Here is a 14703-nt window from a genome sequence, read left to right on the forward strand (position 1 = left end):
TCAGACCGATTCGGTGGTGTCGTCGAGCGCGGGCGTCGGATCCTCTGCGCCGGTGAGGATGCGGGCGAGGTGGATGAGCGAGTACACGGTGATGAGGACTCCGGCGACGGGGAGGGCCAGATAGACCTGGCCGACGGTGATGGGGAGGGTGGAGACCGCTTGGCCCCAGGCGTTCTCGGCGATCCGCGAGCCGCCCAGCACGAAGACGAACAGGGCGAAGAAGATGATGGTCACCTGGACGAGGACGGCGACGAGTCGCTGCGCAGGCCGGGCGAACTTGTCGACGAGGATCTCGACCGCGATGTGGCCGCGTTCGGAGAAGACGAGCGCCCCGCCGAGCAGCGCCAGGACCACGAAGGTGTAGAGCGCGGCCTCCTGCGTCCACGGCGCCGAGTTCTGCAGCACCTGCCGGGTGAAGACCTGCCAGCTGACGATCGCCACGAGGGCGACGAAGAGGACGATGCAGACGATCCCGAGGACTCGATCGAGTCCTCGGCGCACGCGGTCGAGGACCACGATCGCCCGCGGTGGCGGGACGGAGCCGCTCTCGGGGGCGCCGCCGGACGGGGGTGTTTCGGACATGTCGTCGTCCTTCTCGAGGGATTCGTGCCGCGACGGGGCGGCCGGTCGGGAGCGGGAGGCGACCGCGGGCGGCGGTCGCCTCCTCCACTCACTCGGCGGCGGCGCGGGCCTCATCGAAGAGCTGCTCCTGGCGGTCGTCGGTGATGAACTCGTCCAGCAGGGGGGCGATGGCGTCGGTGAACGCGTCGCTGTCGACCTCGGTGAAGGTGGCTCCCGCGGCCGTGGCATCGGTGATCGCCGTCTCGGTCGCCTCGTTCCAGAGCTCGGTGTGCTGCTGCCAGGTCTCGCCCCACGCCTCGGTGAAGGCCGTGCGGTCCTCCTCGGACATCTCGTCGAGGACGCCGGTGTTGCCGATGAGGTAGTCGAGGCCGATCAGGTGACGGGTGTAGGAGAAGTAGGGCGCCACCTCGTAGTGCTTCTGGGTGAAGTACGAGACCTCGTTGTTCTCGGCGCCGTCGATGACGCCGGACTGGAGGCCCGTGTAGACCTCGCCGAACGCGAGGGGAGTGGGCGAGGCGTCGAGAGCCTCGATGAGCGAGATGAAGAGCGGGCTCTCCTGGACGCGGATCTTCAGGCCCGAGAGGTCGGCCGGCTCCTCGGCCGGTCCGTCCTTCGTGTAGACGCTGCGCGCGCCCTGCGTGAAGCCGCCGACCACCGTGAGGTTGTTGCTCTCCTCGAGCGAGGAGTAGAGCTCGTCGGTCAGATCGGGAGAGTCGTTCACGACCGTCATCTGGTGGTCGATCGAGTCGAACACCGTCGGGAGGTCGTAGACGAGGAAGTCCGAGGAGAGGTTCTCGAGCTGCGGGCCGGAGACGATCGCCAGGTCGACCGAGCCGTCGCCCACCAGCTGCAGGGTCTCGGCCTGCGCGCCCAGGGTCTCGTTGGGATAGACCTGGATCGACCAGCGGCCGTCCGTCGCCTCGTCGAGCCGCTCACCGAACGCCTCGAGGGCGATGTAGGAGGGGTGCTCCTCGGTCTGGTTGAGGGCGAGACGCAGCGTCTTGCTCTCACCGCCGCCCCCGCCGGAGGATCCCTCCTCGCCGGCGCCTGAACAGGCTGCCAGCCCGAGCGAGGCGACGGCGGCGATCGAGACGGTGGTGAGGAGCCGGGTGCTCTTCCGCATGTGATTCTCCTTCGAATGCAGTGCGCATGGTGATGCAGGGGGTGTCGCGGCGGGGTGGTCCCGGGCAGAGCTGGTGCGGGTGCTCTGCGCAGAGTCGCGCGGTGGAGTCCATTCACCCAAGCGCCCGGCGGAGCGGCAACGAGTTGCCGTCAGTTGCCGTGATTTCAGCGGCCACCGGTTCCGCGCATGCTCGCCCACCGCCGCGTCGGGCGGACGGGACCGGTCGACTCGCGGACGATCAGCTGGGTGGGGAGCAGGGCCGTCTTCAGACCGCCGCTGGCGTCGCTGGGGCGCCGCGTCGGGGCGCCGCGCAGATCGGCGAGGAGGGTGTCGATCGCGACGGCGCCGAGCTGCCGCAGTGGCGCGGCCACGGTCGTCAGAGGTGGCGTGCAGAAGTCGGAGCCGAAGATGTTGTCGAACCCGAGCACCGACACGTCGTCGGGGATTCTGGCGCCGAGGCTCTGCAGGCCCCTAAGGAGCCCGATGGCCATGAGGTCGTTGTAGGCGATGACGGCGGTCGCCTGCGAGGACGCGAGCTCGTTGGCTGCGGCGAGTCCGCCGGCCTGGGTCGGCTCGAACGGTCCGATCCTGCGCGTCTTCAGACCCCGCTCCCGGGTCGCCCCGCGCAGAGCGTGCCATCGGATGCCGTTCGCCCAGGAGGCCTCCGGTCCTCCGGCGTAGGTGATCGAGGTGTGGCCGAGCTGCACCAGATGGTCGACGGCCCGGGCCATCCCGCCCGCATTGTCGGAGGTGACGCTGGTCACATCGCTCATCGAGCGGTTCAGCAGCACCGTCGGCCGCTGTCTCGCGGCCATCCTGATCGCCGAGTCCGACAGCCGCGACGTGGCGAGGACGATGCCGGCGACCATCGGCAGGGTGCGGTCCAGCACCCGCTTCTCGGCCTGCGCCGACTCCTGCACGTCGGCGACGAGGAGCGTGTAGTCGGCCTCGGCGGCCTGCTCCTCCGCGCCGCGGAGCAGGTCGAAGAAGTAGGGGTTCGTCACGTCCGCGACGACGATCGCGATCAGCGAGGACTCGGCGGCGGGAGCCGGGCGGGTGAGCGGATCGGTGCGGTAGCCCAGCTCGGACGCCACCCGGCGGATGTGCGCGGCCGACTCGGCGCTGACCCTGCCCGGCCGCGAGAAGGTGCGCGACACCGTCGAGGTGGCGACTCCGGCCGCGGCCGCCACGTCGTAGATCGTCAGACGCCTGGTGGTCGGCTCCGCGGGGACCTCCGGCTCGTCCGGCGGACCACTCGACGTCTTCGCCATGGCCCCGATAGTAGGCGAGCCCTGCGCGCAGTTGCCAACGGATGCCGCTGGATCGACATTGTTCTGGCAACAAGCAGCAACAGGCGGCGGAGCCGCCGGAGTGAGGCAGCATGACCGGATGACCGACCCGTCGAAGAACGAGATCGCCGGCGAGACGGACGAGAGCTCCGCCGCCGCGACCGGCCTCACTCCCGAGCAGGCGACTCAGGTCGATGTGGCCGAGTACGAGCTGCGACGGCTGGGACTCGCGGAGGTCAGAGTGCTGCACCGCGGGGACCTCGCGATCATCGCCGCGCCCGCGCGCGAGCTCAGCCTCATCGCGAACAGCCCGCTGAGGGGCGAGGTGCTGCGAGCGGTCGGCGCGGCGGGATTCGCTCACGTCGCGCTCGATCTCTCCGGCCGGGTCTGACCCTCTGCAACGGCGACAACTGCTGGCAATCGCTTCTCGGCCACTGAGGGCGGCGACACAGTAGGGCCACTGCCCTGGGGGCGGTGCCCGCGAGCCGGGCGTTCAGCCAGAGGATCAAAGGAGATCGATCGATGCCATCCACCCGGACACGACGCCAGAGGCGCTCAGCGCTCGCCGTGTCGACCATCGCCGCGCTGGCGCTGACGGGAGGGGCCGTCACGGCCCAGGCCCTCCCCGCCGCCGCGGCGGTCAGTCAGCCGACCATCGAGTCGAGGGTCAAGGACACCGTCACCCTCGACGGAGTGCAGTTCCGCGACCTCAACGGCACCGGAGCCGTCGAGCCCTACGAGGACTGGCGCCTCTCCGTCGAGGAGCGCGTCGGCGACCTCGTCGGGCGGATGACCCTCGCCGAGAAGGCGGGACTCATGCTGATCAACACCATGAACGCCTCCTGCGACGAGACCACGGGCGAGCGCGGCATCGTGCCGGCCTCGGGGGTGGCGCTCCTGAACGACCAGAACATGCGCCGCTTCGTCTTCAGGAGCGTCGTCGCCGATGCCGCCTCGGCGTCGTGCACCTCGCCGACCGCGAGTGAGGCCGCGACATTCACGAACTCGGTGCAGGAGCTGTCCGAGGCGAGCCGACTCGGGATCCCGTCGCTGTTCAAGTCCAACGCCCGCAACCACATCGATCCCGATGTCCGCTTCGGGATCAACGAGGCGGCCGGCGCGATGACGGCCTTCCCCAAGGAGGCGGGACTCGCCGCGGCCGCGCTCGGCGAGGCGCAGGTCAACGACACCGCGACCCTCGGCGACATGGGGGTCATCGAGGACTTCACCGGAGTCATGGGCGATGAATGGTCGGCGATCGGCCTGCGCGGGATGTACGGCTACATGGCCGATCTCTCGACGGAGCCGCGCTGGTACCGCACCCACGAGACGTTCACCGAGAACGCCGACCTCAACTCCGAGATCATGGGCACCCTCGTGCGCGAGCTGCAGGGACCGGTCGACGGCGAGGGGGTCTCGCTCTCGGCCGACACCGACGTCGCGCTCACGCTCAAGCACTTCCCCGGCGGCGGACCGCAGGAGCTCGGCTTCGACCCGCACTACTCGTTCGGCAAGACCCAGGTCTACCCGGGTGGCGCGTTCGGCGACCACATCAAGCCGTTCGAGGCCGCCATCGACGCCGGAGTGTCGTCGATCATGCCGTACTACGGCGTCCCGATCGACGTCGAGTACCAGGGGGTCCAGTACAACCCGCTCGGCATGGCCTTCTCGGACCAGATCGTCAACGGCCTGCTGAGGGACGACCTCGGCTTCGACGGCTACGTCAACTCTGACACCGGGATCATCACCGATCGCGCCTGGGGGCTCGAGGACGCGACCGTCCCGGAGCGCGTGGCCACCGCGATCAACGGCGGCACCGACACGCTGTCGGGCTTCAGCGACACGAAGACCATCACCGATCTCGTCGAGCAGGGTCTGGTCACCGAGGAGCGCGTCTCGCTCGCGGCCGACCGCCTGCTGACGCCGCTGTTCCAGATGGGGCTCTTCGAGGACCCCTACGTCGATGCGGCGGCCGCTGACGCGATCGTCGGCTCGGCCGAGAACGAGGAGACCGCCCTCGACCTCCAGCGCAAGTCGCTCGTCCTGCTGCAGAACGAGACGACGTCGGCGGGCACCGCCGCGCTGCCCCTCACGGAGGGCGCGAAGGTCTACGTCCTGGGCGACCTCGACCCGGCCGTCGTCGCCGAGTACGGCTACGAGGTCGTCGACGGCAACGTGCTCGACGAGAACGGCAACCGCCCGAGCGCGGAGGGCAGCGATCACGTCATCGTCTCGATGCGCGCGAACAACGTGAACACCGGTCAGTACGACAGCCGCGTGGCGGCCGAGACAGCGCCGATCAACCCGATCGTCGCCGAGGGCTTCGAAGGACTCGACGGGGAGAGCCGTTACGGCGCGACGGACGCCTGCGTGATCGACCCCGCGGCGAGCTGCAGCGACAACGGTCTGCGCTTCGGCGGCTCGCTGCCGTGGGAGTCGAGCATCCTCGACTTCACGGGGATGTCGGAGTCGGAGTCGTGGCAGGTGACCCCGTCGCTCGACGTGGTCCAGCAGGCCATGGCCGAGGTCGGAGATCCCGACAAGGTGATCCTCAACGTGTACTTCCGCCAGCCGTTCGTCCTCGACGAGGCCAGCGGACTGCGCGACGCCGGTGCCATCGTGGCCGGCTTCGGCAGCAGCCCGACGGCGCTGATGGATGTGCTCTCGGGCGCGTTCGACCCGCAGGGACGCATGCCGTTCGCCCTGGCCGGGACCCGCGCGGCGGTCGAGCAGCAGTACAGCGACCTCGCCGGGTACGACGAGACCGATGACGGGGCGCTGTTCGAGTTCGGCCACGGACTCTCGTACGAGCGGACCAGCACCCTGGATATCGACCTCTCCGCCGTCTCGACGGTGTCGGGACGGACGACGAAGGTGACCGTCACGGCCACGAACAACGAGGACGTCGCGGCCGGTGTGGCCCTCACGACGCCCTACGGCACCGTGAAGCTGCCCGCGCTCAAGGCGGGAGCTACCGTGACGAGGACCATCACCCTCCCCGGCACCTCGCTCCCGACAGGGACGATCGCGGTCACCCTGACGGCGACCGTCGATGGTCGCGAGATCTCGCTGACCGAGGACGTGACGGTGACGCGGACACGATGATCGTCTGACCAGCAGTCCGCAGGGGCCTGGCCCGCCCCGTGCAGTACCCGTCAGCGGCGAGCGTGCGCCTGGCGACGGGGGAGTCGTTCACGGCCGACCGGCGAGCCTCCGCCCTGATCACCGGCGAGCCTCCGCCCTGATCAGACGCCACTTCCAGCTCGGCGCGATCGCTCCCGTCGGTGCCTCCTCACCCAGCACGGGCGGATCCGCGGCAACTGACGGCAAGCCATATCGTCTCCGCTCGGCTCCGTCCTAATGTCCGAAGCGTCCGTCAAAGGAGAGGGTCCGACATGAACGACGTCCTGAAGAACATCACCCCCACACGGCGCTCCGTGCTCATCGGAGCAGGCGCCGGCGCCGCCATCGGTGCGCTGAGTGCCGGAGCCGCCTGGAGCACGCCCGGCGGCTTCAGCATCCCGTCGATCACCCGCCAGCGCGATCGGGTGCTCCTCGACACGGGGTGGTCGTTCTCGCGCACCGACGCCGCCGACGCGGCGATCACGTCGACGGCGGGATGGGAGAGCGTGACGCTCCCGCACACCTGGAACGACCAGGATTCGATCGACGACGAGCCCGGCTACTACCAGGGGCCCGGGTGGTACCGCCGCAGTGTGGAGGTGCCCAAGACGGCGACGGTACCGCCGGGGAAGCGGGCGTTCCTGCACTTCGAGGGGGCCAACCAGGTCGCCGAGGTGTTCGTGAACGGCGTCGCGGTCGGCCGCCATGTCGGCGGCTACCAGGCGTTCACCGTCGACGTCTCGGCGCAGGCACGCGCCGCCGTCGCGAGCGGGCGGATCGACCTCGCGGTGCGCGTGGACAACGCCATCGACCCCGACATCGCACCGCTGACCGCCGACTTCACCTTCTACGGCGGCCTCTACCGCAATGTCTGGCTCGTCATCACCGAGGACGTCCACCTCGACATGCTCGACAGCGGCTCCTCCGGTGTGTTCGTGAGCACGCCGAGCGTCTCCGCCGCCTCGGCGACCGTGGCGGTCAAGGCCCGCCTCGTCAACGAGGGCGGGTCCACGAAGAAGGTCCGCCTGCTCAACGCGGTGCTCGACTCCCGCGGCCGCAAGGTCGTCTTCGACACCGCGCAGTACACGCTCGCCCCCGGCGAGACCCGCGAGGTGACGCGGACCCTGCCCCGGATCAGCAACCCGACACTGTGGTCACCCGAGTCGCCGACGCTCTACCGGGTCAGCACGGTCATCGAGGCCGACCTGCGCATCGACCGCGTCGACTCCCCGCTCGGCTTCCGCTGGTACTCCTTCGACGCCGCGACCGGGTTCTCGCTGAACGGAGCCGCCTACCCCCTCCGCGGGGTCAACCGGCACCAGGACATCGTCGGGAAGGGCAACGCGCTCACCGACGACGAGCACCGCCGCGACGTGCAGATCATCAAGGACATGGGCGCGAACGTCCTGCGGCTGGCCCACTACCCGCAGGCGCCCGCAGTCCTCGAGGCCGCCGACGAGCTGGGGCTCATCCTGTGGGAGGAGGCGCCCCTGGTCAGCCGCGCCACGATCAGCGACGGCTTCACCGCCTCGAGCGTCTCGCAGACCGTCGAGATGATCAGGCAGCACTTCAACCACCCCAGCGTCGTCTTCTGGGGATACATGAACGAGATCCTCCTGCAGGCGCCGCGCCCCACCCCGCCCGGGTACGAGCAGTACATCGTCGACCTCGCCCGCCGGCTCGAGGAGGTCGTCCGAGCCGAGGACCCGAGTCGTCCCACCGTCATGGCCATGAACCGCGACACCGCGAACCGCTACAACACCCTGGGCCTCGCGGACATCCCGAAGATCGCCGCGTGGAACCTCTACCACGGCTGGTACTACTCGGGCCTGGACGACTTCGCCCGGTTCCTCGACGAGCAGCACGCCACGTACCCCGACCGGCCGCTGTGGGTCAGCGAGTACGGCGCCGACAGCGACAGCCGCCTGCACTGGGTCCGCGCCACCGAGCTGCCCGTCGACCCGCAGTCGGGCCGTGTCAGCTACAAGGAGCAGTCCGTCGAGTTCCAGCAGCTCTTCAACGAAAAGTACCTCGCCGCCATCAATGAGCGGCCCTGGCTCGTCGGCACCACGCTGTGGGCGCAGTTCGAGTTCGGTTCGGAGGACCGGTCGGGCACCATCCCGCACGTGAACCAGAAGGGGATCATGCACCCCGACCGCACGCCGAAGGACGTGGTCGGCCTCTACCGGTCGCAGTGGCTCGAGACTCCGGTGGTGCACATCGCGGCCCACGAGTGGACGCGGCGCGCCGGCACCGCCGAGTCGACCGGTGCCGCGACCGTGACGCAGCCGCTGAAGGTGTACTCGAACCAGGGCCGGATCGAGCTCGTGCACAACGGCGTCTCGCTGGGGACCAAGGCCACCGGCGCCGCCTCCGAGGCGGTGTGGGAGGTGCCCTTCGTCGACGGGCGCAACACGTTCACTGCTCACGGCCGTGGTGCCGCGACCGTGAAGGACGACGTGGAGATCGCGTTCGTCCGGTACTCCCCCGTGCTCGCGGATCCGTCGTCGATCGTCCGTCGGCTTCCCGTCAACATCGGCGGGGTCACGCAGTACGTCGACCCGGACGAGACGGTGTGGATCGAGGACCAGGAGTATCGCGAAGGGGGCTGGGGCGCCGTCGGCGGAACCCTGGGGTGGACGGATGCGGGATGGATCAACGGCTCCACCGAGGATCCGCTCTACCAGTTCTTCCGTGTAGGGATGACCGCCTACCGGTTCGATGTTCCCGACGGCACCTACGACGTGCGGCTGCGCTTCGCGGAGACCCAGAAGGACACCGCGGGTCAGCGCGTGTTCCGCGTGCGCCTCGGCGACACGGTGCTGGTCGAAGACCTCGACCTCGTCGCCCTCGTCGGAGCGTTCACGAACTACGACCTCGACGGCGTGGCGACGGCGACGGGCGGCACGGGCCTCACAGTGTCGTTCGACGCGAAGGTCGACCAGCCGATCCTCGCCGGCCTCGACCTCCGGAGGAGGTGACCGGCGCAGTGCCCGGGAGCCGCGCAGCCGCAGCCGTCATGACGACTGCGGCTGCGCGGAGGGCGTCGATCGCGTCAGCGTCCGCGCCCCTGCACACCCCGTCGGAGCGCCCGGCGTCCGATCAGCGCGGCCCCGAGCAGCGCGAGCACCGAGCCGGCCGCGAGCATCCCGAGCGCGTCGGTGCCCGTCGCGGCGAGCCGCCCGCCCCGCGCTGACACGGGGTCGGCGGCGGCCGGAGCGACCGCCTCCGTCACTCCCCCGGACGGACCCACGGGTGCCGCGCCCGACCCGCCCGGCGTCGGCTCCGGCGTGGTGCCTCCCGTCGAGAACCCTTCGTGCCAGGACCCTCCCTGCCTCGTCAGCAGCACGGATCCGCTCTCGAGAACTCCTGTATCCGGATCGCAGCGAGATCTCACCGCGAGACCGGATGACCGGCTCCGCCACTGTAGGAGCCGGCCCGGAGCGCGCCCCACCCCCCGAACAGACCAAAAGGTCTCCGGTCATCGGCGGAGCCGAGGGAATCTCTCCTCGTTCAGCGACAGGACGGGGGGCACCGAGGGTCATTTCACGCCAAGATGTGCGCGTGAGGTTTCCGAGGTATAGGCGCGCAGTGGCGTTCGGCGGGGGTCGTGTGCGCGCCACCCTCCTGGCGGTCACCGCCGTGATCGCGCTCGCCGTCGTCGGCACCGTGGTCCCGACGGCGAGCGCCGAGACCCCGTGCGCGGCGGGGCAGAACGCCATCGTCTGCGAGAACTCGCGATCGGGCGCCGATCCCTCGGTCTGGGACGTCTCCGGCGCCGGCGACCCGTCGATCCAGGGCTACGCCACCGACATCAGCGTGAACGTCGGCCGGCGCATCGACTTCAAGATCGACACCGACGCCGCGGCCTACTCCGTCGACATCTACCGCACCGGCTGGTACGCCGGGAAGGGCGCGCGCCTCATCGCCTCCACCGCCCCGACCGCGAGCCTCCCGCAGATCCAGCCGGAATGCCTCTCGGACGTCACCACCGAGCTCTACGACTGCGGCACCTGGGGCGTCTCGGCGGGCTGGGACGTGCCGAGCACCGCCGTGTCGGGCGTCTACTTCGCCCTGCTCAGCCGCGCCGACACGGGCGGCCGGAGCCAGATCACCTTCGTCGTGCGCGACACCGCGAGCACCTCGGCCGTGCTGTTCCAGACCTCCGACACGTCGTGGCAGGCCTACAACACCTACGGAGGCTCCAACTTCTACTCGGGCGGGGCGAACGGCCGCGCCTACAAGCTGAGCTACAACCGCCCCGTCACCACCCGCGGCGACAACGCGGGCCGCGACTTCTACTTCGCCAACGAGTACCCGCTGGTGCGCTTCCTCGAGCGCAACGGCTACGACGTCAGCTACTTCAGCGGCATCGACACCGACCGCTTCGGCTCGGCGCTCAAGCAGCACCGCACCTTCCTCTCGGTCGGCCACGACGAGTACTGGTCGGGCGCCCAGCGGGCGAACGTCACGGCCGCGCGCGACGCGGGCGTGCACCTCCAGTTCCTCTCGGGCAATGAGAACTACTGGCGCACCCGCTACGAGCCCTCGCCGACCACCGGAGGCACGGACTACCGCACGATCGTCACCTACAAGGAGACGTGGGCGAACGCCAAGACCGACCCGGCGGCCGAGTCGACCGGCACGTGGCGCGACCCGCGCTTCGCCTCGGTGGCGAACGGAGGCGGCCGCCCCGAGAACAGCCTCGCGGGCACGCTCTACATGTCCAACTACTCCGATCTGCCGGTGACGGTCAGCGCCGCGGAGGGGAAGCTGCGGCTCTGGCGCAACACCTCGCTCACCAAGCTCGCCACAGGCAGCAGCGCGGCGCTCGCCCCGCACACGATCGGCTACGAGTCGAACGAGGACCTCGACAACGGCGCGCGCCCACCGGGCCTGGTCCGGCTCTCGACGACGACCGGAGCGGTCCCCGAGTACCTGCAGGACTTCGGCAACACCGTCGCGCCGGGCACCACCCGGCACAACCTCACGCTCTACAAGGCCGCCAGCGGCGCGCTGGTCTTCTCGGCCGGCTCCGTGCAGTGGACGTGGGGCCTCGACCAGGAGCACGACGGCGACGGCGCGCCGGCCGACGTGCGGATGCAGCAGGCCCAGGTGAACCTCTTCGCCGACATGGGCGTGCAGCCCACCACCCTGATGACCGGCCTGGTCGCCGCCACGAAGAGCACCGACACCGCCGGCCCCACCGTCTCGATCACGAACCCCTCCGGCACCACGAGCAAGGCCAACGGCAGCACGGTGACGGTCTCGGGCACCGCGGCCGACGCCTCGGGACGGGTCGCCGGCGTGGAGGTCTCGACCGACGGTGCCACCTGGCACCCGGCGACGGGGACCACGTCCTGGACCTACAGCTACGTGCAGCACGGGTCGGGCAGCGGCACCATCAGGGTGCGCGCCGTCGACGACAGCGCCACCATCGGCACCGCGGTGAGCCGCACCGTCACCATCACCGGCACGGCGAGCGTGTTCGGTGCCGAGACGCCCCGGACGATCGACTCCGGGGACACCGACCCGGTCACCCTCGGGCTGCGCTTCACGCCGACCGCCGACGGGTTCATCCAGGGCGTGCGCTTCTACAAGAGCGCCGCCAACACCGGCACCCACACCGGCACGCTCTGGAGCCTCGACCGCCGGCAGCTGGGCACCCTCACCTTCGCGAACGAGACGGCGAGCGGATGGCAGACCGCCTCGTTCGCCGCGCCCGTCGCCGTGACGGCCGGCACCCCGTACGTCGTCTCGTACACGACCACGACCGGCCGCTACTCGGCGGCCGAGTGGTTCTGGGCGAGCGCCGGCTACGACGCCGCTCCGCTGCGGGTCGCCGGCGGCTTCGGCGCGGAGCCGGCGGGGGTCTACAGCACCTCCGGCGGATTCCCCGCCGACAGCTACCGCGCGGGCAACTACTACGTCGACGCCGTCTACAGCACGGTCGACTCGACTCCCCTGAGCGTCGCGTCGCAGAAGCCGCTCGCGGGCTCGTCGAGCGTCGCGCGCTCGACGAGCGTGTCGGGAGTCTTCTCGAAGGCCGTGACGTCGGCCTCGGTCGCGATGACGCTGAAGACCGCCTCCGGAGCGAGCGTGGCGGGGAGCACGGCCTACTCGGCGACCACCCGCACCGCGACCTTCACGCCGAGCGCCCCGCTCGCGGCGTCGACCACCTACACCGCCACCCTCGCGGGCACCGCGACCACCGGAGGCGCCGTCACGGCCGGTGGCAGCTGGACCTTCACGACCCAGGCGCCGGACGCCGTCGTAGGGGTCTGCCCCTGCCGCCTCTTCGACGACTCCACTGCTCCCGGGATCGCGCAGGTCGCCGAGGGCAACCCGGTCACCCTCGGAGTCCGCTTCGCGCCGACCGTCGACGGCACCGTCACCGGCGTGCGCTTCTACAAGGGCCCCGGCAACACCGGTACCCACGTCGGGACGCTCTCGAACGCCGACACCGGAGCCGAGATCGGCCGGGCGACGTTCGTCGGCGAGAGCACGGGCGGCTGGCAGTCGGTCGTGTTCGCTGCACCGGTGGCCGTGACGGCCGGGACCGACTACGTCGCCGCCTACACGACGACCACGGGGAACTACTCGGCCACCGTGAACGGGTTCGGCTCCGGAGGCACGCGCGGCCCGCTCGTCACCGCGAGCGACTCCGGTGCGTACTCGTACAGCGGCGGCTTCGCCGGGTCGCGCTCGACCACGAACTACCTCGTCGATGTCACGTTCGCGCCGACGGTGGCTCCTGCGACCCCGACGCCCGCTCCCCTCCCCGCGGGCACGCGCCTGTTCGCCGACGCGACGCCCGCGACCGCCTCCGCCGACGACCCGTCCTCGGTCGAGGTGGGGATGAGCTTCACCGCCTCCGCCGCGGGCAGTGCGACCGGCATCGCGTTCTACAAGGGCTCCCGCAACACCGGGACGCACGTCGGATCGCTGTGGGACGCCTCCGGCACGCGGATCGCGCAGGTGACCTTCACCGGCGAGACCGCGAGCGGCTGGCAGAGCGCGGCGTTCGCGTCGCCGGTGAGCCTCGCGCCGGGGGCGCGGTACACGGTGTCGTACCTGGCTCCGGCGGGGTACTACTCGGCGACGCCGAGCGGGCTCGCGTCGTCGGTGACCAACGGCGCGCTGACGACGGCGTCCGCGCCCAACGGGGTGTACCGGTACGGGTCGGGCGGAGTGATGCCGACGTCGGCGTACACCAGCACGAACTACTTCGTGGACGTGTACTTCCAGGGGTAGGCGGGGCGTCCGGCCGCTAGACGTTCTCGTGTAGCGGATGGTGGATACGCTCGAATACACCCTGTGCGCACTCTGCAGCGAGATCACCGTGTTCGACTTGGTGCCATCCGCTCCGGCAACCCGCGCCTGGCGGAGGCGGTCGCCGCCGCCCACATCGAGTCGGGCCGCGCCCCGTCGCTCGCCGTTCTGAGTCGCGACACGAAGTGAGGCGGAGCCTCGTCCGGCTGCGGCTTCCGCGCCCGACGAGGTGGATCCCTCCTGGTCGACGCAGTCGGATCCCCGATCCGAGCACAAGTCGCGCGCAATGTCCCCACGCAGGACCGATCGTGTCGCCTGCCGTCTGCCGTTCTGCGCGCGCCTGCCATCGCGTCACTCCAGGTGCGGCTCGGCGCGATCGATCCATCACAGGCTCATTCCCCAGCGGAGATCGCGGCGATGCGCGACCGTCTCCTTCAGTCGAGAGCCGCCAGGCAGCCCACCGGCGATCATCAGAACGTTCTCGAGGAGGGCCGGTTCCCGCTCTCGTTAGGCTTCCGTCATGCGCCTTTCCCACCTGCCGTTCGATCTCCTCGCATCCGAGGGGTCGGACTGGACCACCACGTCGTCAGGCATCGAGGGAGCCGCCCCCGCGGGAACGGATCTCTTCGTAGACCCCAGTGGGGACAGCGGTGTCGCCGCGGAGACTCTGCTCAACGCACACACCCTCCTCGGGTCTCCACCAGAGGGAGACTTCACCTTCGCCGCCGAAGTGACGCCCGATCATCGAGCGACGTTCGACGCGGGGGTTCTGCTCGCGTGGGTCGACGACAGCAACTGGGCGAAGCTGTGCTTCGAGCGTTCTCCCGCGGGAGAGGTGATGATCGTCTCGGTCGTCACGAAAGGGACTTCGGATGACGCCAACGGGTTCATCGTGAACGCTCCCGAAGCGCGACTTCGTCTCGCGCGGGTAGGGAACGTTCTGGCTTTCCACGCGCACGACGCGACTGGTTGGCGTTTCGTCCGCGCGTTCACGCTGCCGGGAGCGGCGACCCGGTTGTCGGTGGGTTTCGAGGTGCAGAGCCCGACCGGAGACGGATGCCGAGTCTCGTTCACCGACATCGCGTTCGAGCGCCGAACCGTCGTCGACCTGCGCAACGGCGACTGAGCCGTATCGATAGAGGTGGTCGGCTCTGTCGGAGAGGTTCGAGCGGGAAGAACTCGTCATCCGAGTGAACTCCGCGAGTGGGTGCTCAGCGAGTCGGCCGAGAGCTGCCGCGCCCCCACCATCGGGTGCCCGCAGACTGCGCGGTGCGGACGCGGCCTCGAGCTCCGCGAGCACGCTTCGGCAGCCCT

Annotated in this window: 9 protein-coding genes; 5 read left to right on the forward strand and 4 right to left on the reverse strand. The window is 70.1% G+C overall.

Annotated elements, in window-relative coordinates; genetic code table 11:
* The 3 genes from ASG06_RS04305 to ASG06_RS04315 all read right to left on the reverse strand — a co-directional run bounded on the left by ASG06_RS04305 (position 1) and on the right by ASG06_RS04315 (position 2976).
* Positions 1 to 582, reverse strand: a complete 582-nt coding sequence (locus tag ASG06_RS04305) for a TRAP transporter small permease (RefSeq protein ID WP_056038973.1) — start codon at positions 580 to 582, stop codon at positions 1 to 3.
* An 88-nt stretch (positions 583 to 670) separates the two neighbouring features.
* Positions 671 to 1705, reverse strand: a complete 1035-nt coding sequence (locus tag ASG06_RS04310; protein ID WP_056038977.1) for a TRAP transporter substrate-binding protein — start codon at positions 1703 to 1705, stop codon at positions 671 to 673.
* Positions 1706 to 1869: 164 nt separating this feature from the next.
* Positions 1870 to 2976, reverse strand: coding sequence for a LacI family DNA-binding transcriptional regulator (locus ASG06_RS04315; RefSeq protein ID WP_082498923.1), 1107 nt, complete (start codon positions 2974 to 2976; stop codon positions 1870 to 1872).
* Positions 2977 to 3094: 118 nt separating this feature from the next.
* Here ASG06_RS04315 and ASG06_RS04320 point away from each other — a divergent pair, with 118 nt between their 5' ends.
* The 3 genes from ASG06_RS04320 to ASG06_RS04330 all read left to right on the forward strand — a co-directional run bounded on the left by ASG06_RS04320 (position 3095) and on the right by ASG06_RS04330 (position 9098).
* Positions 3095 to 3385 (forward strand): hypothetical protein, encoded by a 291-nt coding sequence (locus tag ASG06_RS04320; RefSeq protein WP_056038980.1) that lies wholly within the window; start codon positions 3095 to 3097, stop codon positions 3383 to 3385.
* A 131-nt stretch (positions 3386 to 3516) separates the two neighbouring features.
* Complete coding sequence (locus tag ASG06_RS04325) at positions 3517 to 6099, forward strand: glycoside hydrolase family 3 N-terminal domain-containing protein (RefSeq protein ID WP_082498924.1); 2583 nt, start codon at positions 3517 to 3519, stop codon at positions 6097 to 6099.
* Positions 6100 to 6389: 290 nt separating this feature from the next.
* Entirely contained in the window at positions 6390 to 9098 is a 2709-nt protein-coding gene (locus tag ASG06_RS04330; protein ID WP_056038983.1) for a glycoside hydrolase family 2, read from the forward strand.
* A gap of 74 nt (positions 9099 to 9172) precedes the next feature.
* Here the strand turns inward: ASG06_RS04330 and ASG06_RS04335 are convergent, their stop codons facing one another.
* On the reverse strand, positions 9173 to 9370 hold the full coding sequence (locus tag ASG06_RS04335; RefSeq protein WP_156465856.1) for a hypothetical protein: 198 nt from the start codon (positions 9368 to 9370) through the stop codon (positions 9173 to 9175).
* 359 nt (positions 9371 to 9729) lie between these two features.
* On the opposite strand from ASG06_RS04335, the gene ASG06_RS04340 reads away from it, so the two are divergent.
* Positions 9730 to 13371, forward strand: a complete 3642-nt coding sequence (locus tag ASG06_RS04340) for a DUF4082 domain-containing protein (RefSeq protein WP_327205480.1) — start codon at positions 9730 to 9732, stop codon at positions 13369 to 13371.
* Positions 13372 to 13909: 538 nt separating this feature from the next.
* A complete protein-coding gene (locus ASG06_RS04345; protein WP_056038990.1) occupies positions 13910 to 14515 on the forward strand; it encodes a DUF1349 domain-containing protein in 606 nt (201 codons plus the stop codon).
* Positions 14516 to 14703: the final 188 nt, after the last annotated feature.

This window comes from Rathayibacter sp. Leaf185, from assembly GCF_001423885.1.
GTDB lineage: Bacteria > Actinomycetota > Actinomycetes > Actinomycetales > Microbacteriaceae > Rathayibacter.

Excerpts from the sequence above, each read along its gene's own strand:
- ASG06_RS04330 (WP_056038983.1), top strand. The coding sequence starts at position 6,390 with ATGAACGACGTCCTGAAGAACATCACCCCCACACGGCGCTCCGTGCTC.
- ASG06_RS04310 (WP_056038977.1), bottom strand. The coding sequence starts at position 1,705 with ATGCGGAAGAGCACCCGGCTCCTCACCACCGTCTCGATCGCCGCCGTC.
- ASG06_RS04325 (WP_082498924.1), top strand. The coding sequence starts at position 3,517 with ATGCCATCCACCCGGACACGACGCCAGAGGCGCTCAGCGCTCGCCGTG.
- ASG06_RS04320 (WP_056038980.1), top strand. The coding sequence starts at position 3,095 with ATGACCGACCCGTCGAAGAACGAGATCGCCGGCGAGACGGACGAGAGC.
- ASG06_RS04305 (WP_056038973.1), bottom strand. The coding sequence starts at position 582 with ATGTCCGAAACACCCCCGTCCGGCGGCGCCCCCGAGAGCGGCTCCGTC.
- ASG06_RS04345 (WP_056038990.1), top strand. The coding sequence starts at position 13,910 with ATGCGCCTTTCCCACCTGCCGTTCGATCTCCTCGCATCCGAGGGGTCG.
- ASG06_RS04315 (WP_082498923.1), bottom strand. The coding sequence starts at position 2,976 with ATGGCGAAGACGTCGAGTGGTCCGCCGGACGAGCCGGAGGTCCCCGCG.